The organism is Faecalibacterium sp. Marseille-P9590, from assembly GCF_017377665.1.
Classification (GTDB): Bacteria; Bacillota; Clostridia; order Oscillospirales; family Ruminococcaceae; genus Faecalibacterium.
On record NZ_JAFREF010000002.1, the window covers coordinates 263,855 to 287,983 of the forward strand.

Annotated in this window: 21 protein-coding genes and 1 other RNA gene; 16 read left to right on the forward strand and 6 right to left on the reverse strand. The window is 63.4% G+C overall.

All coding sequences use genetic code 11. The features are described 5' to 3' along the window. Positions 1 to 38: 38 nt before the first annotated feature. Both J3349_RS03860 and J3349_RS03865 read right to left on the reverse strand, forming a co-directional pair. Entirely contained in the window at positions 39 to 1,406 is a 1,368-nt protein-coding gene (locus J3349_RS03860; protein WP_158396702.1) for a PFL family protein, read from the reverse strand. Positions 1,407 to 1,419: 13 nt separating this feature from the next. Beyond that, the gene (locus J3349_RS03865) at positions 1,420 to 1,689 is read right to left on the reverse strand and encodes an ACT domain-containing protein (protein ID WP_207676493.1); all 270 of its coding nucleotides are present in this window, start codon (positions 1,687 to 1,689) and stop codon (positions 1,420 to 1,422) included. Between the two features lie 245 nt (positions 1,690 to 1,934). On the opposite strand from J3349_RS03865, the gene J3349_RS03870 reads away from it, so the two are divergent. The 4 genes from J3349_RS03870 to J3349_RS03885 all read left to right on the forward strand — a co-directional run bounded on the left by J3349_RS03870 (position 1,935) and on the right by J3349_RS03885 (position 4,951). After that, positions 1,935 to 2,414 carry an Lrp/AsnC family transcriptional regulator gene (locus tag J3349_RS03870; RefSeq protein ID WP_015563659.1) on the forward strand — a complete coding sequence of 160 codons (480 nt, stop codon included), beginning with the start codon at positions 1,935 to 1,937 and terminating at the stop codon, positions 2,412 to 2,414. Next, the gene (locus J3349_RS03875) at positions 2,414 to 3,586 is read left to right on the forward strand and encodes an aminotransferase class I/II-fold pyridoxal phosphate-dependent enzyme (protein WP_158396704.1); all 1,173 of its coding nucleotides are present in this window, start codon (positions 2,414 to 2,416) and stop codon (positions 3,584 to 3,586) included. The genes J3349_RS03870 and J3349_RS03875 overlap by 1 nt, the downstream gene beginning before the upstream one ends. Before the next feature lie 12 nt (positions 3,587 to 3,598). Beyond that, entirely contained in the window at positions 3,599 to 4,480 is an 882-nt protein-coding gene (gene ispE, locus J3349_RS03880; protein WP_207676640.1) for a 4-(cytidine 5'-diphospho)-2-C-methyl-D-erythritol kinase, read from the forward strand. A 267-nt stretch (positions 4,481 to 4,747) separates the two neighbouring features. Further along, entirely contained in the window at positions 4,748 to 4,951 is a 204-nt protein-coding gene (locus tag J3349_RS03885; protein WP_158396707.1) for a DUF378 domain-containing protein, read from the forward strand. Between the two features lie 65 nt (positions 4,952 to 5,016). On the opposite strand, the gene ssrS is transcribed toward J3349_RS03885, so the two are convergent. Beyond that, positions 5,017 to 5,220, reverse strand: a non-coding RNA gene (ssrS, locus tag J3349_RS03890) — 6S RNA. 12 nt (positions 5,221 to 5,232) lie between these two features. Beyond that, positions 5,233 to 5,553, reverse strand: coding sequence for a DUF1292 domain-containing protein (locus J3349_RS03895; protein ID WP_015563662.1), 321 nt, complete (start codon positions 5,551 to 5,553; stop codon positions 5,233 to 5,235). Positions 5,554 to 5,815: 262 nt separating this feature from the next. On the opposite strand from J3349_RS03895, the gene J3349_RS03900 reads away from it, so the two are divergent. Then, positions 5,816 to 6,556, forward strand: coding sequence for a peptidylprolyl isomerase (locus J3349_RS03900; protein WP_242699492.1), 741 nt, complete (start codon positions 5,816 to 5,818; stop codon positions 6,554 to 6,556). A 117-nt stretch (positions 6,557 to 6,673) separates the two neighbouring features. On the opposite strand, the gene J3349_RS03905 is transcribed toward J3349_RS03900, so the two are convergent. Both J3349_RS03905 and ruvX read right to left on the reverse strand, forming a co-directional pair. Then, positions 6,674 to 7,171: a hypothetical protein gene (locus tag J3349_RS03905; protein ID WP_207676494.1), complete on the reverse strand. Its 498-nt coding sequence runs from the start codon at positions 7,169 to 7,171 to the stop codon at positions 6,674 to 6,676. 262 nt (positions 7,172 to 7,433) lie between these two features. Further along, positions 7,434 to 7,865 (reverse strand): Holliday junction resolvase RuvX, encoded by a 432-nt coding sequence (gene ruvX, locus J3349_RS03910; protein ID WP_015563665.1) that lies wholly within the window; start codon positions 7,863 to 7,865, stop codon positions 7,434 to 7,436. 137 nt (positions 7,866 to 8,002) lie between these two features. On the opposite strand from ruvX, the gene J3349_RS03915 reads away from it, so the two are divergent. The 11 genes from J3349_RS03915 (at position 8,003) to rnc (ending at position 24,128) form a co-directional block, all read left to right on the forward strand. Continuing rightward, positions 8,003 to 11,344: a PD-(D/E)XK nuclease family protein gene (locus tag J3349_RS03915; RefSeq protein ID WP_207676495.1), complete on the forward strand. Its 3,342-nt coding sequence runs from the start codon at positions 8,003 to 8,005 to the stop codon at positions 11,342 to 11,344. Continuing rightward, positions 11,341 to 15,024 (forward strand): UvrD-helicase domain-containing protein, encoded by a 3,684-nt coding sequence (locus J3349_RS14255; RefSeq protein ID WP_207676496.1) that lies wholly within the window; start codon positions 11,341 to 11,343, stop codon positions 15,022 to 15,024. Before J3349_RS03915 ends, J3349_RS14255 begins: the two co-directional genes overlap by 4 nt. A 452-nt stretch (positions 15,025 to 15,476) precedes the next feature. Next, positions 15,477 to 16,028: a translation initiation factor IF-3 gene (gene infC / locus J3349_RS03925; protein ID WP_149793865.1), complete on the forward strand. Its 552-nt coding sequence runs from the start codon at positions 15,477 to 15,479 to the stop codon at positions 16,026 to 16,028. Positions 16,029 to 16,046: 18 nt separating this feature from the next. Further along, entirely contained in the window at positions 16,047 to 16,250 is a 204-nt protein-coding gene (gene rpmI / locus J3349_RS03930; protein WP_005928215.1) for a 50S ribosomal protein L35, read from the forward strand. A gap of 54 nt (positions 16,251 to 16,304) precedes the next feature. Then, a complete protein-coding gene (gene rplT / locus J3349_RS03935; protein WP_015563667.1) occupies positions 16,305 to 16,655 on the forward strand; it encodes a 50S ribosomal protein L20 in 351 nt (116 codons plus the stop codon). Between the two features lie 80 nt (positions 16,656 to 16,735). Next, on the forward strand, positions 16,736 to 17,515 hold the full coding sequence (locus J3349_RS03940) for an RNA methyltransferase (protein WP_207676497.1): 780 nt from the start codon (positions 16,736 to 16,738) through the stop codon (positions 17,513 to 17,515). Next, entirely contained in the window at positions 17,512 to 18,672 is a 1,161-nt protein-coding gene (gene dprA, locus J3349_RS03945) for a DNA-processing protein DprA (protein ID WP_207676498.1), read from the forward strand. The genes J3349_RS03940 and dprA overlap by 4 nt, the downstream gene beginning before the upstream one ends. Positions 18,673 to 18,875: 203 nt before the next feature. After that, the gene (topA, locus tag J3349_RS03950; RefSeq protein ID WP_149793862.1) at positions 18,876 to 20,960 is read left to right on the forward strand and encodes a type I DNA topoisomerase; all 2,085 of its coding nucleotides are present in this window, start codon (positions 18,876 to 18,878) and stop codon (positions 20,958 to 20,960) included. Between the two features lie 15 nt (positions 20,961 to 20,975). After that, on the forward strand, positions 20,976 to 22,352 hold the full coding sequence (gene trmFO / locus J3349_RS03955) for a methylenetetrahydrofolate--tRNA-(uracil(54)-C(5))-methyltransferase (FADH(2)-oxidizing) TrmFO (RefSeq protein WP_207676499.1): 1,377 nt from the start codon (positions 20,976 to 20,978) through the stop codon (positions 22,350 to 22,352). Between the two features lie 69 nt (positions 22,353 to 22,421). Continuing rightward, positions 22,422 to 23,429, forward strand: a complete 1,008-nt coding sequence (gene plsX, locus J3349_RS03960) for a phosphate acyltransferase PlsX (protein ID WP_207676500.1) — start codon at positions 22,422 to 22,424, stop codon at positions 23,427 to 23,429. Positions 23,430 to 23,453: 24 nt separating this feature from the next. Next, positions 23,454 to 24,128, forward strand: a complete 675-nt coding sequence (gene rnc / locus J3349_RS03965; RefSeq protein WP_158402365.1) for a ribonuclease III — start codon at positions 23,454 to 23,456, stop codon at positions 24,126 to 24,128. Position 24,129 lies beyond the last annotated feature (1 nt).

Sequence of the window (24,129 nt, forward strand, 5' to 3'; positions counted from 1 at the left end):
TTATCCAGAGGATGGGCCTGTTTTTAGAAAATTATTCTTTAATTCTTCAGCGACTGCATCGGGGCGGGGAGTCTGCCGCCGCGGTTGATGAAGACGGAGGGGTCACGCTGGTTGACCGGCATGATGGGGCCGTAGCCCAGCAGGCCGCCGAAGTCCAGCACTTCGCCCGCCTTGCGGCCGATGGCCGGGATGACGCGGACGGCGGTGGTCTTGCTGTTGACCATGCCGATGGCGGCTTCGTCGGCGATGAGGGCGCTGATGACGGCAGGGGTGGTGTCGCCGGGGATGATGACCATGTCGATGCCCACAGAGCAGACAGCCGTCATGGCCTCCAGCTTTTCAATGGTGAGACAGCCGCACTCGGCGGCGTGGATCATGCCGTCGTCCTCGCTGACGGGGATGAAAGCGCCCGACAGGCCGCCAACGTGGTTGGAGGCCATGACGCCGCCCTTCTTGACAGCGTCGTTGAGCAGGGCAAGGCAGGCAGTGGTGCCGCAGCAGCCGCAGGTCTCAAGGCCCATTTCCTCGAGGATGTTGGCCACGCTGTCGCCCACAGCGGGGGTGGGGGCCAGCGACAGGTCGATGATGCCGGCGGGTACGCCCAGCTCTTTGGAGGCGAGGTTTGCCACCAGCTGACCCACGCGGGTGATCTTGAAGGCGGTGCGCTTCACCAGCTCGGCCACCTGGTCGATGGGGGCATCCTTGGGCAGCCGGGCCAGCGCGGCGCGGACCGCGCCGGGGCCGGAGACGCCGACGTGGATCTCGCAGTCGGGCTCACCGGGGCCGTGGAAGGCACCCGCCATAAAGGGATTGTCCTCGGGCGCGTTGCAGAAGACCACCAGCTTTGCTGCGCCGATGCACTGACGGTCAGCGGTGAGCTCGCTGGCCTTCTTGACGGCCTCGCCCATCAGCTTGATGGCGTCCATGTTCAGGCCCGCCTTGGTGGCACCGATGTTCACCGAGCTGCAGACGATGTCCGTCTCGGCCAGTGCGCGGGGGATGGACTCGATGAGGCGCAGGTCGCCCGCCGAGAAGCCCTTGTGGACGAGGGCGGTGTAGCCGCCCACGAAGTTGACGCCCACCTTCTTGCCGGCGGCGTCCAGCGTCTTGGCAAAGTCCACCGGGTCGGCGTCCGGGCAGGCACCCAGCAGCATGGCGATGGGGGTGACGCTGATGCGCTTGTTGATGATGGGGATGCCGTACTCGGCGCTGATGTGCTCCACAGCCGGAACGAGCCGGGCGGCGCGGGTGGTGATCTTGTTATAGATTTTTTCGCAGGCTTTCCTGGGGTCCGGGTCGATGCAGTCCAGCAGACTGATGCCCATGGTGACGGTGCGCACGTCCAGATTGTCCTGCGTGAACATCTCGATGGTCTCGAGGATGTCGCCGGTGTTCATCATGCTCATAGTAGTTTGCTCCTTAAATCGTGTGCATCGCGTCGAAAACTTCCTGGCGGGTGAGGTTGATCTGCATCCCCATCTCAGTGGCCAGAGCGTCCATCTTCTGGTGCAGCTCCTCGTGGGAGACGCTGCACTTGGAGATGTCCACCAGCATAATCATGGCGAACATGCCCTGCAGGATGCTCTGGGTGACGTCCTCGATGTTGATGTTCAGCTCACAGCAAAGGCCCGAGACACGGGCGACGACGCCCACGGTGTCGTGGCCGATGACGGTAATGAATGCTTTCATAATTCCTACCCCTTCTATATAAATGTTGACAAAACGAAAGGCTCTCCCCTAGGGAGAGGCTTACTCACCTCAAGTATAGCAGATTTCACGAAAAATGAACACTCTTTTTGGAAAAAAGAGCAGGGGAAAAGGGAAAAAGAATGTCTATCTCCGGCAGAACTTGCAAAAACCAGATGCAAACTGCCGGGCAGTGTGCTATACTTATCTACAAATATCGCCACAGGCTGAACAAAGGAGAGACAACGATGGAACAGCTTCTGAAGATCCTTGAAGACAATGCCCGGATGTCGGTGGAGGACATCGCGGCCATGCTGAATAAATCCCCCGCCGAGGTGGCGGCTATGATAGATCTGGCCCGGGCGCAGGGCATCATCAAGGGCTACAAGACCCTCGTGGACTGGGAGAAGGCCGGCGTGAACCGGGTGGAAGCCGTCATCGAGCTGAACGTCAGCCCCAAGAAGAGCCGCGGCTTTGACGAAATTGCTGCCACCATCGCCTCCTTTGACGAGGTGGAGAGCGTGCTGCTGATGAGCGGCGGCTACGACCTGCAGCTGGTCATCAAGGGCCAGACCTTCCAGGAAATCGCCCTCTTTGTGGCAAAGCGGCTGTCGCCGCTGGACGATGTGCTGTCCACGGCCACCCATTTCGTGCTCCGCACCTACAAAAAAGAGGGTCGTCTGTATCAGGACGAAGAAATCGATGAAAGAGAGTGCACCGTGCTGTGATGGATTACGATAAACTGATCGCGCCTGCCGCTGCGGCCATGCGCCCCTCCGGCATCCGCAAATTCTTCGACCTCGCCGCCGAGATGCCCGAGTGCATCAGCCTCGGCGTCGGCGAGCCCGACTTCAAGACCCCCTGGGCCGTCCGTGAGGCGGGCATTGAAAGCCTCGAGCATGGCCGCACCCGCTATACTTCCAACGCGGGCCTGAAAGAGTTGCGGGCCGAGATCGCCCGCTACCTCGACCGCCGGATGGGCCTGAAATACGACCCGGCAAAGGAAGTTCTCGTCACCGTCGGAGGCAGTGAGGCCATCGACATGTGCATCCGCGCTCTGGTGCAGTCCGGCGATGAGGTCATCATCCCGGAGCCGTGCTTCGTCTGCTACGAGCCCATCACCACCCTGTCTGGCGGTGTGCCGGTCCATGTGGCCTGCCGTCAGGAGGATGAGTTCCGTCTCCGGGCCGACGCCCTGAAAGCCGCTATCACCCCGAAGACCAAGCTCCTCATCATGCCCTTCCCCAACAACCCTACCGGCGCGGTGATGGAGCGGGAAGACCTTGAGGCCATCGCGGAAGTCCTGCGCGGCACCAACATCATGGTACTGTCGGATGAGATCTACGCGGAGCTGAACTATGGCTTGCAGAACCACGTTTCCATCGCCACGCTGCCCGGCATGGCCGAGCGGACGGTGGTGGTCAACGGCTTCTCCAAGACCTACGCCATGACGGGCTGGCGGCTGGGCTATGCCTGCGGCCCCGCGCCCATCATCAAGATCATGACCAAGATCCACCAGAGCGCTATCATGAGCGCCCCCACCACCAGCCAATACGCCGCCATCACGGCCCTCAAGGACTGCGACGGCGAGATCGAGCGGATGCGCAACGAGTATAATATGCGCCGCCGCCTCGTGGTGAAGAGCTTCAACGATATGGGCCTGAGCTGTTTTGAGCCGCGGGGCGCGTTCTATGCTTTCCCCTGCATCAAGTCCAGCGGCATGAGCAGCGAGGAATTCTGCACAAAGCTTTTGGAGCAGAAGCATGTCGCCATCATCCCGGGCAACGCCTTTGGCGCGTCCGGCGAGGGATACGCCCGTGTGTCCTACGCCTACAGCGTGGAGCACCTGATGGAGGCTATCCGCCGCATCCGGGAGTTTTTGAACGAGAACTGCAAGTGAGGAGGAAAAATGATGCGCGATCGTGTGACAGTCCTGGCCCCGGCCAAGCTGAATCTGGCGCTGGACGTGGTGGGCATCCTGCCCGGCGGCTACCATGCGCTGGATATGACCATGCAGGCCATCTCGCTTTACGAGCGGGTGGTCATCCGCCGCAGTCCTTACCTCGATCTGACCCTGCCCGGCAGCAATGTCAAGCCCGGCCCGGGCAACACCGCCATCAAGGCGGCACTGGCTTTTTTCCACTATACGGGCCTGCTGGCGGGTGCAGACATCACCATCTATAAGAACGTCCCCGTCCGGGCCGGTATGGCTGGCGGCAGCGCCGACGCTGCTGCTGTTCTGGTGGGTCTGAACGAGCTGTACGGCGCCCGTCTGTCCATGAGCGAGCTTTGCGCTCTGGGTGCCGGTATCGGCGCAGACGTGCCGTTTGCCCTCATGGGCGGCACCTGCCGGGTGCAGGGCCTCGGTGACCTCATCAAGGCGCTGCCGCCCATGCCCGAGTGCTGGTTCACAGTGGTGATGCCAGACTATGGCGTCTCGACGCCGGAGGCTTTTGCGGCCTACGATAAGGTGGGCAGCAGCGTCCATCCCGACTGCGCCGCCCAGGAAGCCGCCATCCGGGCGGGCGACCTGGACGCTGTCTGCGCCGCTGCCGGAAACGCCCTCGAGGAGTGCAGCGGGGCCAAGGACAACGAGGCCATCAAGGCTGCCCTCCGGGAGAATGGGGCCGTCACCGCCCTTATGACCGGCAGCGGCGCGGCGGTCTTCGGCGTGTTCCGCACCGAAGCCGAGGCCAAAGCCGCCGCTGACGCCCTCCGCGCCCGCTGGCCGCAGGTTTATACCGCCCAGCCTGTCAGGGGAGGGGCGGAGGTGCAGATACTGCGGAAGAGATGAAGCCTCGCCTTCGTACAACCTCTCAGTCGGGCTTGCGCCCGCCAGCTCCCCTTGTAGGGGAGCCTCTGGCGAAGAGATCAAGTTTCTCGCTATGCCAAGGCCTCCCCTCGATAGGAGCAACAACGACGACCGCCGCCAGTGGCGGAAACAGGGAGTCGCTGTTGGGGCCGCGGCCAGCGCGTTAGCGCTGACGGAGAGGTTATTCCTATAAAATGCATAACCCTCCTTCCCGTCGGGCATACTGCCCAAAGGAAGGAGGGTCTTTTTGTGCAGACCTTTTATAAAATCTGTCTCATCCTCATGATCGTCGGCGGCATCAACTGGGGCCTTGTGGGCCTGTTCCAGTTCGACTTCGTCGGCTGGCTGCTGGGCGGCAGCGCGTCCATCTGGTCACGCATCGTGTTCACGCTGGTGGGCGTGGCCGCTATCTGCGGTATCCCGGGCCTGTTTACAGACGAGACCGGGGAGTAGAGACAAAAGAAAAAGGCTCTCATGCCGGCAGGAAATACGGCACGAGAGCCTTTTTAATACCTATAAAGAATCCCGCCCGGACGTCTGCGGCAATCAAACCTACCCTTGCGGACAGGTGGGTGCTCTGTCTCCGGTTTCGCGCTTCCTCATCGAGCCTTCATGGTCGACCCATGACGGGGAGGTCTGCAATCCACCGACGAACTCCAAGCTCCCGTTGAATGATTAGTAGGATCATATAAACCGCAACAAATCGTGCCGGGCAGGAAGTCTTTGCTGAGAAATCACTCGATCTCGAACTGGTCGCTCAGACGCTTCTCGAACAGCTTGCTGACTTCCAGCAGGGTCTCATCGTCCTCGACCACATCGAGATACTCGCCCTCGTCGTCCTCGCCGACGCTCAGGATGACCAGCTGGGCGTCCTCGTCCAGGTCTTCCTCATTCTCGGCGTATTCGACAACGGCCAGGTAATGCACGCCCTTATGGTCCAGAGCGTCGATCACTTCAAACGTGACCTCATTGCCGTCCTCGTCCTCGAGGGTCATCAGGTCGGGCTGATATTCCTCTTCGGTCTCAGCGGCGGACTTGTTCATATCTTCTGCCATAAGTCACGTTCTCCTGTCAAATATCTAAAAAATGGGATGACTGTCACACCTTGCCCGCTCTGCTCCCTCTGAGCTGTGGGTTCCGGGTACGCCTATAGTGTAGCGTTTTTTTGCCCGCTCGTCAAGATGTTTTTCGCATAGAAATCCAATAACAAATTTTCACGCTTTTCCCTCTCGCTTCCCGGGCCGGAATGTGATATACTATAGCGATAGCTTTTGAAAAGCCATCTTTGCTATAATATATGGACAGGGAGGCCCGATCATGAGAGCCTTGAAAAAAATAATGGCGGCACTGGCCCTGACGGCAGTTCTGGCCGGGTGCAGTGCGGACAATATCCTCTCCAGCATCCAGGGCGGGAAGGCCGACACGGTGCAGACGGTCAACCGCCCGGCTGTGGAGTCGGCAGAGCTGCAGTTCACCCACCCGGCGGCGGGGGACACCATCGCGGTGTTCGATACCTCGGCAGGCGTGTTCAAAGCAGTGCTTTTTTCCACCGAGGCCCCGCAGGCCGTGCAGAACTTCACGACATTGGCCCAGCAGGGCTTTTACAACGGACTGACCGTCACCCGGGTGGAGAAGGACTTCGTGGTGGAGGCCGGGCAGGGCGCGGACGGCAGAGGCACCACCATCTGGAACGGGAACCGTTTCTCCGCCGAGACCACCGATAAGCTCCATCACTATTCCGGCGCACTCTGTGCCGCAGCGGACGCCTCCGGCGACTGCGCCAGCGTCTTCTATGTCATGGAGACTCTGCCGGGCAGCAGTTCGGTGACGCAGGAGCTCATCGACCAGATGAACGCCGCCGGCTGGCGGGCCGACGTGGTGAGCGCCTATCAGACGGCGGGCGGCGCACCCTACCTCGACTACACCGACACTGTTTTCGGGCAGGTGTACGAAGGGATGGAAGTGGTGGACACCATCGCCCAGACCGGCGTGGACGAAACTCAGCGCCCGACGGAGGCTGTCACCATCAACAGCGTGACCATCACGAAATTTGAATAAGAAGCTGTTTTTCCGCCCTCCGGGCGGTGGGACGGCTGCAAAAAATCACCCGCCAACTGGCGGGTGATCTGCGTTTATGGGGAAATCAGACGAGATGCGGGGAAAATCGGGAAGAAATCAGAGATTCCTGCCCACCCGCAGGGAGATGGCAACATAAGTCTGGCCGCGAATGGTCCGGGCCACTACGCCTGCCTTGGTATAGTTGCCGTTCAGGGCAAAATCCAAGGCTTCGTTTTGATCGTTGCCTTTGATTTGATCGATGATCTTCTGCAGCGTGGTATCGTTGTAGTCATATTTGGCGACCAGAGTGAGGGTGGCGTTCTTATTGTCGTTGTCCCACTTGGCATCCACCTTGTTGAAGAACTGGTATCCGAGAACATCGCCCTTCAGCTCAAGCTCCTTATCCAGAGCGTCCAGACGGGCGTTTGCAACAGTACGCATCCCATCGTCATTGGCCAGGGCCACGGTGCGGCCTTTGTTGATGGCCCCCATCACCTCGGCTTCGGCTTGGGCCTCCGGGCCGGAAGAGCCGCCGCCACCGCTGCAGGCGGTCAGGAGCAGAAGGGTCAGTGCACCGGCCAGAAGCAGGGCAGCCAGCTTTCTCAGTTTTGTCATGTGGGTCGCCTCCAATCGTTTTTGTTTTGGTGAGTCCAGTTGTTTTTTCTCATGAAGAAGCGTCCTCTCCGGCCATCTGGTCAGGGGGTTCTTCTACCCTCATTTTATCGGAGAAGAGCCGGTGCTGTCAAGCCGGAAAACTATACAAATTCGGCTCAGGAAAATTGTGAAAACAAACCGAAAAACGACGATTTTCTGCAGACTTTGCAACAAACTGTCCGGACTTCGCAAAGAAACTTTGCCACAGGGGCGGCGGGGGCGTTCAGACCTCCCCTGGATGCTCCTTCCGCCACTGGATGTAGTCGTCCAGAATGACAGTCGCGCTCACCGAGTCGAGGATGCTTTTCCGTTTTGCGCCGAAGGTGCCGCTCTCGTCGAGGAGGTCAGCAGCAGCGCAGGTGGTCTGGCGCTCGTCCCACATCCGGACGGGCAGGCCGCTCCAGATCTCAACGGTTTTGGCCAGCTTGCGGCTCTTGCGGGCGCGCTCGCCCTCGGTGCCGTCCATGTTCAGCGGCAGGCCGATGACGATGAGCTCGGCTTCGATTTCTTTTGCCACCTCGCAGACCCTGGCGGCGACTTTGTCCCGGGCCTTGACGGTGATCTGAGGGGTGATGGGGGAAGTCAGGAACTCGGTGCGGTCGCAGGTGGCGAGGCCGGTGCGGCTGTCGCCGTAATCTACTGCTAAAATTTTCATGCAGGTGTCCTCTTTCTGAGATGATTTTTTCTTCATTGTACCACAGAATAGATGTCGCTGCAATTTTGTGGTACAATGATAGAAAAATGAGGGCAAGCCGCCCACGATAGAAAACTGACCCAACGGAGAGATTCACCATGTTAAAACTACTTTTAGGCGGCTCCGGCAGCGGAAAGACCACCCTGCTGTACCAGCGCATCCGGGCGCGGGCCGAGGCGGGGGAGAAGAGCATCCTGCTGGTGCCGGAGCAGTTCACCTCGTCCACCGAGGGCCGCATCCACCGGGAGATGGGCGACGCGCTGAGCGGACTGGTGGAGAGCTTTTCCTTCACCAGCCTCGCCGAGCATATCCTGTCGGCGGAGGGCGGCTCTGCCGTCCAGACCCTCAGCGACGCGGGCCGGGCCGTGCTGGTGCGCCGTGCCCTCGAGGAACTGCAGGACAACGTCCATTACTATTACCGCCACCGCCGCTCGGCCGCCTTCTGCCAGATGGCCGCCGAGACCATCGACGAGCTCAAGAGCGCGGGTCTCTCGGGCCAGCAGCTCTATGAGCTGGCGCAGGACTGCGGCACCGACAGCGCCAAACTCAGCGAACTGGCCCTCATCTTTCAGGGCTACGAGACCCTGCTGGCCAGGACAGGCATGGACCCCTCCGACCGGCTGGAGCTGGCCGCATCCCGCCTCGAGGCCGCACTGGCCCGGGGCGAACTGCCGGAGTTCCTGCGGGACAGGGCCGTCTTTATCGACGAGTTCGACACCTTCAACGCCCCGAAAAAGCGGCTGATGGGCGCTCTGCTGGCCTCACTGCCCGCCGTGACGGTGGCCCTCTGCGACGACGGCACCCCTCTCGTGCCGGGGGAAATGAGCCTTTTCTCCGGCGCGAAGCAGGTGGCGGCGCAGCTGCGCCAGCTGGCCCGCCGGAACGGCACTGCGGTGGCCGTGCCGGAACTGCTGCGCCGGGACATGCGCCACGCCGACGCCCCCGGCCTTGCCGCTGCGGCTCAGCTGCTGGCCACGGGCCGGTGTGACCCGCCTCCGGCCTGCCCGGAGATAAAGCTTTTCGCCGCTCCCAGCCGGGAGGAAGAAGCCCGCGCCGCCGCTGCCGCCATCCGCCGCCTCATGCGGCAGGGCGTCCGCTGCGGGAAAGTGGCGGTGGTCTGCCGCGACATCTCGAAATACCGCGCCGCCGTCAAGTACGAGTTCCGGATGGCGGACATCCCCCTCTACTGCGATGAGCCGACGACTCCCGAGTTCAGCGCCCCGGCCACGGCGGTACGGTGTCTGCTGGCTCTCGCCCGGGGTGCAGAGCTGACGGAACAGCTTACCACCCTGGCCAAGACCGGCCTCTGCGCCCTCACCGAGGAAGAGGTCTGCGCCCTCGAGAACTACGCCTACACCTGGTCGCCGAATGCGGCAGCGTGGCGCGCACCCTTCGAGAAGAACCCCCGGGGCTTCGGCGATGTGGAGCCCACCGACGAGGACAAAGAAAACCTTGCCCGGGCCGAAAAGGCCCGCGCCCTTCTCATCACCGCCGCCGACGGCCTGCGCGCGAAGCTCCGCTCTGCCAACGCCGAGCAGATGAGCCGCGCCCTTTACTTCTGCCTGAAGGAGCTGGGCGCGGAGGACGCTCAGGCCGCGCAGGTGGAGGCCATCCGGGCCGAGCGGGGCATCCCCGCCGCCGAGGAAGCCGCCCGGGAGTGGAACGTGGTCATGGGCCTGCTGGATGAGATGGCAGGCCTGCTGGGCGGCCAGAGCGTCACCATCCCCGAGTACGAGGAGCTGTTCGGGCTGCTGCTGCGCTCGTCGGACCTCGGCCACATCCCCCAGACGCTGGACGCCGTGGTGCTGGCCAGCGCAGGCAAGATGCGCCTTGACGCACCGGACTATGTCTTTGTGCTGGGCCTCTCCGAGGGCGAATTCCCCGCCGCGCCCGGCGAGACGGGCCTGCTGACCCACGCCGACCGCGACGCCCTGATGGCGCAGGAGATCGAGCTTCCGGACTGCTTCGAGAACCGGGTGGTCCGCGAGCAGGTCTGCTTTTATAAGGCCCTCACCGCCCCGGCCAGGGGCCTCTGGCTCAGCTGGCCGAAGGGGCAGGGCCAGACCCTCTGCGCCGCCCTCGAGCCCATCGTGGACGTGCTGAGACCGGGTGCGCCGGAACTCGACCTGACCGACCTTGCCGCCACTGCCGCCGACGGCCTCGACGTGCTGGGCGGCGGCTGGCCCCTGACGGAGATCGAACGCGCCAGCCTCACCGAGGCCCTTCATGCCCCCGGCGGGGCAGAACCCGAGGGCCTCGCCCTCCTGCGCCGGATGGCGGGCCGCAGCCCCCGTCAGGTCAGCGACCTCGAGGCGCTGGAAACGCTGCTGGGCCGGCGGCTCCGCATCTCGCCCAGTCAGCTCGAAAAATACTACACCTGCCGGTACGGCTATTTCCTGCAGTACGTGCTGGGTCTGCGGCCCCGGAAGCGGGCGGAGCTTTCCGCCGACCAGAGCGGCACCCTCATGCACTGGGTGCTCCAGATGGCCCTCGACCCCCACCCCGGCCCTGACAACCCCTGCGCTGGCTTACAGCCCTTCCTTGACCTCGACGACGAGGCCATGGCGGCGCTGGCCGGGCTTCTCGTAGATGAGTATGCAAAGCGCTACCTCCCCGAGGACACGGCCCGCTTTGCCTATCTGCTCTCCCGCCTCAAAAAGAGCATGACGGGCCTGCTTTGCTACCTGCGGGACGAGCAGCGCCAGTCCAGCTTCAAACCGGTGGCCTGTGAGCTGAAGATCGGCCCCGGCGAGGACGCCGTGCGGGGCCAGACCTACCGCCTCTCGGATGGCCGGACGGTGCAGCTCATCGGCACCGTGGACCGCGCCGACGAGTGGATCGAGGACGACGGCACCCGCTGGGTGCGGGTGGTGGACTATAAGACCGGCACGAAAAAGCTCGACCTGCGGGAAGTCTACTGCGGCCTCGACTGTCAGATGCTGCTCTACCTGTTCAGCCTGACCCGGGACGCCGACGGACGATTCACCGGGGCAGAGCCTGCGGGTGTGCTGTACCTGCTGGCCGACCCGGCCCCCGAGACGACCACCCGGGGCAAAGCCGCCCAGAGCATGGAATACAAGCTGGACGGCCTCGTCCGGGACGAGCAGAAAGTCTTCGACGCCATGGACGCCGAGGAGACGGGGCGGTATCTGCCCTTCAGCTTCCGCAACGGTGTACCCAGCCCCTACCAGAAAGAGAAACGTGCCGACAAGGCCAAGCTCTCCCGCATCCAGCTCCATCTGGACGACCTTGTGACCCAGATGGGCGAACAGCTCTACGGCGGCTGCATCGCCGCCGAGCCGCTGGTCACGGGCCGCAGCCCCTGCCGGTGGTGCGACTACGGCTTCATCTGCTGCCATGAGGACGGCATCGGAGAGCGGGCGCTGGACGCCCCTGCAAAGCCTTTTGAACCGGAAGAGAAAAAGGAGGAAGACCAGTGAGCGAGACAAAATGGACCCCGGCCCAGCGTGCCGCCATCGATGACCGGGGCGGTGCGCTGCTGGTGAGCGCCGCCGCCGGCAGTGGCAAGACCGCCGTGCTGACGGAACGGGCCGTCCGGCTCATCACCGACCCGGAACATCCCGTGGACGCCGACCGGCTCCTCATCGTCACCTTCACCAACGCCGCCGCCGCAGAGCTCCGCGCCCGCATCGGGCAGACGCTGCTCCGCCGCAGTCAGGCAGAGCCGGGCAACACGGCCCTCCGCCGCCAGCGGATGCTGTTGCAGAGAGCCCCCATCTGCACCATCGACGCCTTCTGCCTCGACCTGCTCCACAAGCACTTTCAGGCGCTGGACATCCCGCCGGACTTCACCCCTGCCGACCCCGGCAGCGTGGAGATGCTGCGGAACGCGGCCCTCTCCGAGACGCTGGAAGCGGCCTATCAGGATGCGGACTTCTGCGCCTTTGCCGACCTCTACGGCAAGGGCCGCACCGACAAGGCGGCGGGGGAGGCTGTTTTGCAGGTCTATGACTTCCTCCGCGCCCTGCCGAACTACGATAAAAAGCTGGACGAGATGCTGGCCCCGTGGCAGGACGAGAACGGCTTTGCCCGCACCTGCTGGCATGATATTCTGATGCAGGAGGCCGCCCGCTCTGCCCGGGCCGCGAAGGAGCTGCTCTGCGCCGCGCTGAACGACTGCAAGGAGGACTTCGTGACTGCGCAGGCCGACGCCGAGGCCAGCAAAAAGACACCTGCCGCCAAGGAAAAGGCTGTGGCGGCAGTGAACGAGAAGTTCGCCGAACCCCTCGAGAGGCTGGAAAACTCCGCCGCCCTGCTGGGCGAAGTGGAGCGTCTGGCCGGGGCGGGGGAATGGACGCCCCTCTACGACAGGCTGACGCCCTACGTCCTCGGCATGGAACAGGCCCCCGGCCTCAAAAATATGAAAAAGCGGCTCACCGGTGAGCACAAGGACGCCGTCAAGACCCGGGCCGACGAGGCCGCAAAGCTCTTTGAGAAAATCGAAGACCTCATCAGTTGCAGTCTCGACGAAGCCGAGCTTGACCGGAAAGCCGCCGAACCCTGCCTCCGCGCCCTCTTTGCCGCCGTGCGGGACTTTGACGCCCGCTTTGCGGCCCGGAAGCGGGAGAGAAGATTGCTGGAATTCAGCGACTTCGAGCATCTGGCCCTGCGGCTCCTGCGGGACGCCGACGGCCAGCCCACCGAGCTGTGTCAGGGCATCCGGCAGGGCTACGCCGCCGTCATGGTGGATGAGTATCAGGACACGAATGCCCTGCAGGACGCCCTTTACCGCTGTCTGGCCAGCCCTGCAGGGGATGACCTCTTCCTCGTGGGCGACTTAAAGCAGAGCATCTACCGCTTCCGTCAGGCGGACCCCAGCATCTTCCGGGAAAAGCTGGAGAGCTGGCCCCTCCTGCCCGGCGGCGAGGCCCGCCCCCGGCCCGAAGACGGCAGGCCCGGCGAGAACGCCATGCTGGCGCTGGACGCCAACTTCCGCTCTGCCCCGCAGGTGGTGGCGGGCATCAACTTTATCTTCGAACAGCTCATGACGCCTGCTCTGGGCGACACGGCCTACGGCGACGGACAGCGCCTCGTCTGCGGCGCACCCGGCGAGTACGAGGGCAGTGTGGAGGCCCACTTCCTGCCCGACGATGCCGCCGAGACGGACGCACAGTATATCGCCGACCGCATCGAGGCGATGGTGGCCTCCGGCGAGCCGGTGCGGGACGGCGGCACCACCCGCCCGGTGCAGTACGAGGACTGCTGTGTCCTGCTGGCGGCGAGAGGCGACTTCCCGGCCTACGCCGAGGCCCTGACGGCCCGGGGTATCCCGGTCTACGCCGACGCCCGGGAGAACCTGCTGGACGCGCCCCACATCCGCCCCCTCATCGCTCTGCTGCGGGTCATCGACAATCCCGCGCAGGACATCTATCTCGCTGCCGCCATGCTGGGACCGATGTTCGGCTTTACGGACGACGACCTCGTCCGTCTCCGGGCCGGGGCGCAGACACCCGATAAGCACACCCGCATCAGCCTCTACGGCGCAGTTTTACAGGCCGTCCAGAGCGGGGCGGAGGATGATTTCACCCGCCGGGTGCAGGCGTTCTACCAGCGTCTGACGGCCCTGCGCCGGATGGCCCGGAGCGTGCCGGTGGAGGAACTGCTGGAAGAAATTTTTGTTTCCACCGGCTACCTCGCCGCCCTCGGTGCCATGGAGAACGGCCAGCGCCGCCGGGAGGACGCGCGGCGTTTCGCCTCCTTCTGCGCCGGGGCGGGCGCGGGCGGCATCTCGGCCCTCGTCCGTGCTATCGACGCGGCCACGCTGGCGGGCTCCACCGGGCAGGAGACTGCCCCCGGCGGGGCGCGGCCCGGCTGCGTCACCATCATGACCATCCACCGCTCCAAGGGCTTGCAGTTCCCGGTGGTGTTCGTGGCCGACACGGCCCGGCAGTTCAACGCCGCCGACACCCGCCAGCCTGTCCTGCTCCACCGCGTCTGCGGCGCGGGCCTCCGTCTCCGTCCCGAGGGCGGCGAGGGGGCCTATAAGACGGCGGCCTACACCGCCCTCTCCACGGTCCATGCCGCCGAGATGCGGAGCGAGCAGATGCGGCTTTTGTATGTGGCCCTCACCCGGGCGCAGGATAAGCTGATCTTGACGGTCCCGCTGGGCATCGGCCGGACGTCCAACCCCTTCGCCAAAGCCGCCGCCTTCCTCGCCGCCGGGGCGGGGGAGACCCTGAACGCTCAGGCGGGCAGCTTCGCCGACTGGCTGCGGGCGGCGCTCCTCGTCCACCCCAACGGCGGGCCTCTCCGCCGTCTGGCGGGGAACCTCGAGCTGCCCTTTGCGGACACCAGAAGCACCATCGCCCTCACAGTGCAGGCCGATGTCCTCCCGCCCGAAGAAGCCCCCGCCGAGGCGGAAGAGCCGCCCCGGCCCGAGGCCGACCCGGCCCTTGTGGAGACGCTGCGGCAGGGCTTCGGCTGGCGGTATCCGGCGGCAGCGCTGGCAGACATCCCGGCCAAGGTCAGCGTGACCAGCCTCGTCCACGCTGCTGAGCAGACCACCCTTGAGCGCCCGGGCTTCCTCTCGAAGGACGGCCTCACCGCCGCCGAGATGGGTACGGCTCTCCATGCCTTCCTCGAGCACGCCGACTTCGGGGCGCTGGCCGCTGTGCGGGACGCAGAGGACGACGCCGTTCTGGATGCCGTCCGCGCCGAGCGGGAGCGTCAGGCGGCGGCGCAGCTCACGCCCCCCGCCATTGCCGGGAAGCTGGATGTCTATAAGATACTCCGCTTTGTGCGCAGCGAGGCGTTCCGCCGCATCTGCGGGGCAGAGGATGTGCTGCGGGAGCTAGCTTTTATCACGTCGCTGCCTGCCGCCGAGGTCATGGCTGCCCAGGGCCGCGCCCTGCCCGACGGCCCTGCCGCCGACGCCGAGGTGCTGGTGCAGGGCATCGCGGACATCGTCCTCATCTACCCCGACCACCTCGAGCTTCTGGACTACAAGACGGACCGCCGCAAGACTCCTGCCGACTTCGTCCGCGCCTACCGCGCTCAGCTGGAGCTTTACGCAAAGGCCATTGATAAGCGCTTCGCCCCCCGGCGGGTGACTTATAAAGGGATATATTCGCTGGAGCTGGGAGAATTGATACAGGTATAATAAGAAGACAAAACCTTGCGGAATGCCAAGGCCTCCCCTCGATAGGGGAGGTGGCATCGCGTAAGCGATGACGGAGAGGTTGGATCTGGCGGTGGCCTGCGGGCAGGCTGTCCTTCGTCCAACCTCTCAGTCTGCTTCGCAGACAGCTCCCCTAGTAGGGGAGCCTCTGGCAAAGAGGCAAGGTTTTAAGGTGCAACGGAAAAGCAAACATAAAATTTCAAATTCCCGCATAAAAATGCTTGACAGCCTCCCCGGGGTGTGGTAGAATATTCGAGTAAAGAAAGCAGCTACGGCCTGTGCCGCGCTCGCCTTGAGGGGTAAGGATCCCCGGGCTATACCCTGAACCGATTCGTCTTGAAGACCGAATCGCGCTTTTGAGTGAATTTCGCGCGGCTGTCCCGAAACTGGGGCGGCCGCGTTTTCTATGCCAAAAAACGCAACACTATGGACTATTGTTTGGAGGTGCATTCATTATCGCTACCGCTGGAAAGTCGAAGGAACTGGAGATCAACGGTCAGATCCGTGACCGTGAGGTTCGCCTGATCGGAGCCGACGGCGAGCAGAAGGGCGTGGTCAGCATTCAGGTGGCCATGCGCGCTGCTGAGGACGCCGGACTTGATCTGGTCAAGATCGCCCCGCAGGCTGTCCCGCCTGTGTGCAAGGTGCTGGATTACGGCAAGTACCGCTTTGAACAGCAGAAGAAGGAGAAGGAAGCCAAGAAGAACCAGAAGGTGGTCGAAGTCAAAGAGACCCGCCTCTCGCTCAACATTGACACCAACGACTTCAACACCAAGCTGAACCAGACGGCCAAGTTCCTGGCCGCTGGCCACAAGGTAAAGGCCTCGATCCGTTTCCGCGGCCGTGAGATGGCGCACAGCGCACTCGGTGCTGACGTGCTGAAGCGCTTTGCTGAGGCCCTGCCTCAGGCAAGCATGGATAAGCCGCCGGTCCTCGAGGGCCGCACGATGTCCATTCTGCTGATCCCGAAACCCAATAAGGACTAATTTTAGGAGGATACTAAAATGGCTAAGATGAAACTGAAGACGCACTCCGGCGCTAAGAAGCGCTTTAAGCTGACCAAGAACGGCAAGATCAAGCGCGGCCATGCATTCCGCAGCCACATCCTGACCAAGAAGACCACCAAGCTGACCCGTGGTTACCGTCAGCCCAGCTACGTTGATAAGACCAACGCAGCTACCATCAAGAGCATGCTGCCCTACGCCTAAGAGCGAGCCGCAGGCAAACACATTCTACTGAGATAACTAAAGGAGATATAAAAAATGGCACGTATTAAGGGCGCAACCATGACTCACAAACGTCGCAAGAAGATGCTGAAGCTGGCCAAGGGCTTCTACGGCTGCAAGAGCAAGCACTTTAAGATGGCTAAGCAGCAGGTCATGAAGAGCGGCAACTACGCTCTGGCTGGCCGCCGCATGAAGAAGCGCCAGTTCCGCAACCTGTGGATCTGCCGCATCAACAATGCTGTCCGTCCTCTGGGCATGAACTACTCCAGCTTCATGGCTGGCCTGAAGAAGGCTGGCATCGAGCTGAACCGCAAGATGCTCAGCGAGATGGCCATCAACGATCCCAAGAGCTTCGCAGCTCTGGTCGAGACCGTGAAGAACGCCTAATAGACCTTAAAAAAGACGCCCGCGCGTATCAAATACGCGGGCGTCCTTTTTGTATGTTTTGGTAGTTGGAGGAAAGACGGATGGAGAAGATCACCAGCCGGGAAAACGCAAAAGTCAAATACGCCTGCCGTCTGGCGTCCAGCGGGGCGTTCCGCCGGGCCGAGGGCCGCTTTCTGGCCGAGGGGCGGAAGCTCTGCCCCGAGCTTTGCCGGGGCGTAGAGCTGGAGACCCTCTTCTGCACCGAGTCGGCGCTGGAAAAATGCCCGGAGCTTTCGGAATTGCCGGGCGAACACTACCTTGTGGAAGACCATGTGGCCGATAAGCTGGCCGACGTGGGGACCCATCAGGGCGTGTTCGGCGTCTTCCGCACCCCGGTGCATGCCTTAGAAGAGGTGAAGACCGGCGGGCGCTACCTCGCCCTCGAGCGGGTGCAGGACCCCGGCAACGTGGGGACGCTGCTCCGCTCTGCGGCGGCCTTCGGCTTTGACGGCGTGCTGCTCAGCGACGGCTGCGCCAGCGTCTTTGCGCCCAAGACCCTTCGGGCCTCCATGGGCGCAGCGGTGCGCATCCCCGTCATCGAGGCGGGGAAGATGCCCGAGGCCATCGCCCTGCTGCGGGAGAAGGGCATCACCTGCCTTGCCGCCGCCCTCTACCAGTCCCAGCCCCTGAGTGCGGCGGCGTCCAGCTACCCGGACGGCGTCTGCGTCGTCATCGGCAGCGAGGGTCAGGGCCTCACCGATGAGACCATCGCCGCCTGCACCGGCACTGTCCGCATCCCCATGACCGACCGGGTCGAGAGCCTGAACGCCGGCATCGCGGGCAGCATCCTGCTCTGGCATTTCCGGGAGGAAAGCCTGTGACGCGGGCCGGGGAGGGGCAGCTGAGCCTTTTCCCGCCCGACCCGGCCCCCGACCCGCTCCTGTGCTGGCTCTGGCTGGCGGGGACGCTGGGCGCGGGCAGTCAGCGGGCCGGAGCCGTGCTGGACGCCTTCGGCGGGGCGCAGGAGGCATGGGAGGCCCGAGACACCGATGCCTTCGCCGCCGCTGCAGGACCTGCCGCCGTCCAGCGCGCCTGCCTGCCGGATAACACACCCGAGCACTACCGGGCCTTTGCGCGGCGGTGCGCGGCCCGGCGCATCCGCATCCTGCCCTATGACGACCCGGACTATCCGCTGGCCTTCTCCCGCATCTCCGATATGCCGCTGGTGCTCTACTGCACCGGCGACCCCCGCTGGCTCAATGAGCCTGCCGCCGTGGGAATGGTGGGGACCCGGAAGCCCACCGAATACGGTCTGCGGGCCGCAGAGGATATTGGGCGGGGCCTCGCCCGGGCGGGGGCCGTCATCGTGAGCGGTCTGGCCGACGGACTGGACAGCGCCGGACACCGGGCGGCGGTAGGGGAGAACTGCCCCACCATCGCGGTGATGGGCGTCCCCATCGACCGGACCTACCCCGCCGCCAACCGGGAACTCCGCCGGGCCATCGAGAGGCGGGGCTGCGTCATCAGCGAGTACCCGCCCGAAAGTGAGCCGGTGGGGGCCGTGGGATTTTTGCAGCGCAACCGCCTCATCGCGGCCCTCTCCGGGGCGCTGGTGGTGGTGGAGGCCAAGGAAAAGAGCGGCACTATGTCCACCGTGGGCCACGCAGAGCGGTACGGTAAGCCGGTGTTCGCCGTTCCGGGCAGCATTTTTTCGCCCGCCTCGGCGGGGACGAATGCCCTTCTGCGGGACGGACGCGCAAAAGCGGTCTGTACAGCGGCGGATTTATTTGGTACACTGGGGCTGCAGACCGCAAGACCGGCCCCGGCACCCCGGGAGACGCCCCGGCCCCTGAGTGAAAATGAGCGGCTGGTGCTCTCCTGTCTCGGCGCGAAGGCGCAGGGCGTGGAGGAGCTGGGCGTCAAGAGCGGCCTGCCCACGGCGGCGCTGCTGGGCGTCCTGATGAAGCTCGAGCTTGCGGGCCGGGTGAGCTGTCTGCCGGGCAAACGGTATATTCTGCGCGGAGGAAGCGCAAGTTAAAGAGGAATAACCTCTCCGTCATCGCTGCGCGATGCCACCTCCCCTACGGAGGGGAGGCCTTGGCATATCGGAAAGCCTCGCCTCTTCGCCAGAGGCTCCCCTACTAGGGGAGCTGTCTGCGAAGCAGACTGAGAGGTTGTACGAAGGCGGGCCTGCCCGAGCAGCAGCGGCTGATGAGGATTTATATATAGGAGAAGAACGTAATGGCAAAACTCGTCATCGTGGAGTCGCCTGCCAAGGCGAAGACCATCGGCAAATATCTGGGCAAAGACTACGAAGTTACGGCCAGCATGGGCCACATCCGCGATCTGCCCGCCTCTCAGCTGGGCATCGACATCGAGCATGACTATGCGCCGCAATACATCAGCATCAAAGGCAAGGAAAAACTCATCAAAGAGCTGAAGAGCAAGGCCAAACACTCCGACGGTGTGCTGCTGGCGACCGACCCGGACCGTGAAGGTGAAGCCATCAGCTGGCATTTGGCCAACATCCTGGGCCTCGACCCCCACGAGCCCAACCGCGTGACCTTCGATGAGATCACCAAGAAGGGCGTGAAGGAGGGTATGGCCCACCCCCGCGCCATCAACGAAGACCTCTTCAACGCCCAGCAGGCCCGCCGTGTGCTGGACCGTCTGGTGGGCTATAAGCTGAGCCCCTTCCTGTGGCGGAAAGTCCGGCGCGGTCTGTCGGCGGGCCGCGTCCAGAGCGTAGCCGTCCGCATCATCGACGACCGCGAGAAGGAAATCGAAGCCTTCAAGCCCGAGGAATACTGGAACGTGGACGCTACTCTGGGTGTGGGCCGGAAGAGCTTTACGGCCCGTCTGGCCTCCGACGACAAGGGAAAAAAGCTCCTGCCGCACTCTGAGGCCGAGGCCCGCGCCATCGAAAAGGGCCTCGAGGGGGCCGAGTACACCGTGGGCGAACTGAAAAAGGGCAAGCGCGCGAAGCAGCCCACCCCGGCCTTCATCACCAGTACCCTGCAGCAGGAGGCATCCCGCCGTCTGGGCTTCACGGCCACCCGCACCATGCGGGCTGCCCAGACGCTGTACGAAGGCGTGGACATCGCCGGCCACGGCACCATGGGCCTCATCACCTATATGCGTACCGACAGCCTCCGCATCTCCGACGAGGCTGTGGCAGCTGCCAGAGAGTACATCGCCGGGGCCTACGGCGAAAGCTATATCTGCCCCTACAAGCGCACCTGGAAGACCAAGAGCGCCACGGCAGCGCAGGACGCCCATGAGGCCATCCGTCCCTCTGTGCCGGGCCTGACCCCCGACGAGGTGGATAAGAGCATCAGCGGCGATACCGCCAAGCTCTACCGGATGATCTGGAGCCGCTTCATGGCCAGCCAGATGGCGGACTGCCAGCAGGACACCGTGTCCGTCACCGTCTATGCCGGCGGCTACCGTTTCAAGGCCAGCGGCTACACGGTCACCTTCGACGGTTTCACCGCCCTGTACGAAGAGGCCACCGACGAGAAGGAAAAGAAGGAGACCAGCCTTCCTCCCCTCGAGGAGGGTCAGGTGCTCAAGCTGCGGGAGCTGAAGAGCGAGCAGAAGTTCACCCAGCCCCCCGCCCGCTACACCGAAGCCACCCTCATCAAGGCGCTGGAGGAGAACGGCATCGGCCGCCCCTCCACCTACGCCCCCATCATCACCACCATCATCGACCGCGGCTATGTGGAGCGGGAGCAGAAGAAGCTCAAGCCTACCCTGCTGGGCCGGGCCGTGGACGGCCTGATGCTGGAGCAGTTCCCCCACATCGTGGACGTGGATTTCTCGGCAGAGATGGAGAAGAACCTCGATAAGGTCGAGAGCGGCAAGACGGACTGGCACAAGACCGTGGACGACTTCTACAAGGGCTTCGCCGCCAGCCTCGAGCAGGCCGAGAAGAACATGGAAGGCAAGAAGGTCAAGGTGCCGGACGAGCCGTCCAGCGAGGTCTGCGACCTCTGCGGCCGTCCCATGGTCATCAAGGTGGGCAAGTACGGCAAGTTCCTGGCTTGCAGCGGCTTCCCCGAGTGCCGCGGCACCAAGCGCCTCGTGAAGGACACCGGCGGCATCTGCCCCAAGTGCGGCAAGGGCCGTATGCTGGAGCGCAAGAGCGCCAAGGGCCGCATCTACTACGGTTGTGAGCGCTACCCCGACTGCGACTTCATGACCTGGGATATGCCGGTGGCCGTCAAGTGCGAGAAGTGCGGCTCCACTCTGTTCCGCAAGGGCTCCAAGCTCTACTGCGCAAAAGAGGGCTGCGACTTTGAGATGCCGGTGCCGAAGAAAGACTAAATAAGGAAAAAATAAATGAGCAACTATAAAGTTACTGTTTTAGGTGCCGGTCTGGCGGGCTGCGAAGCCGCCCTCTGGCTGGCGGGAAAAGGCGTACAGGTGGAGCTCTACGAGCAGAAGCCTGCCCACTTCTCCCCGGCCCACAAGAGCGAGGGCTTCGCGGAGCTCATCTGCTCCAACAGCCTGAAAGCTGAGCGTCTGGACTCTGCCTCCGGCCTGCTGAAAGAGGAGATGCGCCGGATGGGCAGTCAGCTCCTGAACGCTGCCGAGGTGGCCCGCGTGGCCGCAGGCGGTGCGCTGGCCGTGGACCGCGACACCTTCAGCGCCGAAGTCACCCGGATGGTGGAGGCTGCGCCGAACATCACCGTTCACCGGGAGCGGGTGGAGCACATCGACGAGAGCACCCCCATCCTCGTGGCCACCGGCCCCCTGACGGACGGTGCGCTGGCGGACGAAATTGGCCGCCTGACCGGCGATGAGCGCCTCCACTTCTACGACGCCGTGGCCCCCATCGTGACGGCGGAGAGCCTCGACTATGAGAAGGTGTTTGCCGCCTCCCGTTACGACCGGGGCGAGGCCGACTACCTCAACTGTCCCTTCAACAAGGCCGAGTATGAGGCATTCCACGCCGCACTGGCCTCGGCAGAGCGAGCCCCGCTCCATGAGTTCGACGTGGGCGCCGAGCAGGGCGCACAGCCCGACCCCGATGCCCACGGCAAAAAAGCTGATACCGTTACGGTCTACGAGGGCTGTATGCCCATCGAGATCATGGCCGCCCGGGGTGCCGACACCATGCGGTTCGGCCCCCTGCGCCCAGTGGGCCTCATCGACCCCCGCACCGGCCACCGCCCCTGGGCCAACGTCCAGCTCCGGGCCGAAAATAAGGAGCGGACCCTGTATAACATCGTGGGTTTCCAGACAAACCTGAAATGGGGCGAGCAGAAGCGGGTATTCAGCATGATACCCGGCCTCGAGAACGCCGAGTTTGTCCGGTACGGCGTCATGCACCGCAACACCTTCCTCGACGCACCCCGGGTGCTGAGCGCAGGGCTCTGCCTCAAGGAGCACCCCAACGTCTTCTTTGCAGGCCAGATCACCGGCTTCGAGGGCTATATGGAGAGCGCGGCCTGCGGCCTGCTGGCAGCGCGGAACATTTACGCCCGTCTCGAGGGCAAAGAGCTGCCCGCACCGCCCATCGACACCATGTGCGGTGCGCTCATCCAGTATCTCACCACCGAGAACAGGCACTTCCAGCCCATGGGCGCGAACATGGGCATCCTGCCCCCGCTGCCGGAGGACCAGCGTCCCCGCGACAAGCGCCTGCGTTACATGGCCGTGGCCGAACGGGCCGTGGCCAGCTTCCAGCAGTGGCTGGATGAAAATTCTCTGTAAGATGGATAACCTCTCCGTCACGTCTGCGGCGTGACGGAGAGGTTATCCCCCAAGAAGGGAGAAAAACCTATGAAGATCATCGTAGATATGATGGGTGGCGACAACGCCCCCCTGGCCGTGCTGGAAGGCGCGGCTGCTGCCGTGAAGGAATACGGCGTCCAGCTCATCGGCGTGGGCGACGAGGCCCTTGTCCGCAAGACCGCCGCCGACAACAACATCTCTCTGGACGGCATCGAACTGGTGAACTGCACTGAGGTCATTGAGATGTGCGACGAGCCGGCCAGGGCCATCCGCACGAAGAAGGATTCCTCCATCGTCGTGGGTCTGAATATGCTCAAAGAGGGCAAAGGCGACGCCTTCGTCTCCGCCGGCAGCACCGGCGCGCTCCATGTGGGCGCAAGCCTCATCGTCCGCACCCTGCGGGGCATCAAGCGCCCGGCGCTGGCCACCATGGTGCCGGCCAAGAACAAGGCGTATCTGCTGCTGGACTGCGGCGCCAATGTCGAGTGCCGCCCCGAGATGCTGGCCGCTTTCGCTGTCATGGGCAGCTGCTATGTGAACAAGGTGGAGGGCCGCACCTCCCCCAGCGTGGCGCTGGCCAACAACGGCGCAGAGGAGAGCAAGGGTACCCCGATGCTCAAAGAAGCCCATCAGCTGCTCAAGACCATTCCGGGCATCCGCTTCGTGGGCAACATCGAGCCCCGTGATGTGCCGAACGGCGACGTGGACGTGGTCGTCTGCGACGGCTTCACCGGCAACGTCATTCTCAAGCTGACCGAGGGCGTCGCCAAGATGCTGCTGGGGATGCTGAAGGGAATGTTCCTCAAGAATCTGGGCGGCAAGCTGGCCTATCTGCTGCTGAAGGACAGCGTGTCTGACCTCAAGCACCAGATGGACAGCGAGGAGTACGGCGGCGCACCTTTCCTGGGCGCAAAGCAGCCGGTCATCAAGGCTCACGGCTCCTCCAAAGCCAAGGGCATAAAGAACGCCATCCGTCAGGCTAAAATTTGTGTGGAGAACGATCTGTGCGGCACCATGCAGGCTGCGCTGGACGAACTGAACACCACCAAGGAATAACATCGCAAAAGGGAGTAAAAAAACATGAGCCATCAGTTGGAAACAATTATTGGTTACAAGTTCAAGCACCCGGAGCTGCTGGAAACGGCGCTCACCCACACCAGCTACGCCAACGAGACCCGCCCGCCCGTCAAACACAACGAGCGGCTTGAGTTTCTGGGCGACAGCGTGCTGCAGATCGTCTCGGCAGACTACCTGTTCCACGCCTATGCCGACCGCCCCGAGGGCGATCTGACCCGCATCCGCTCCAGCCTCGTCAGCGAGGGCGCACTGTTCCAGTTCGCTCAGGAGATCAATCTCGGCGATTACCTGCGTCTGGGCCGGGGCGAAGAGCACTGCGGTGGTCGCACCCGCCCCAGCGTCGTGTCGGACGCCTTTGAAGCCCTCATCGCCGCCCTCTACCTCGACGGCGGCATGGAGGTGGCAAAGAACTTTATCCTGCCCTTTATCACCGAGGGCAAGTATGCCGAGGCCGACTACAAGACCCGTCTGCAGGAGATCGTCCAGCAGAACCCCGAAGAGAAGCTGAGCTATGTGGTGGAACAGGAGACCGGCCCCGACCACAACAAGCACTTTGTGGTGGCCGTCCGGTTCAACTCGGACTGCGTGGCCCGGGGCGAGGGCCGCAGCAAGAAAATGGCGGAGCAGCATGCCGCCCGCGAGGCCCTGAAGCTGTTGGGCGTCATCAAGGAAAAGTAAT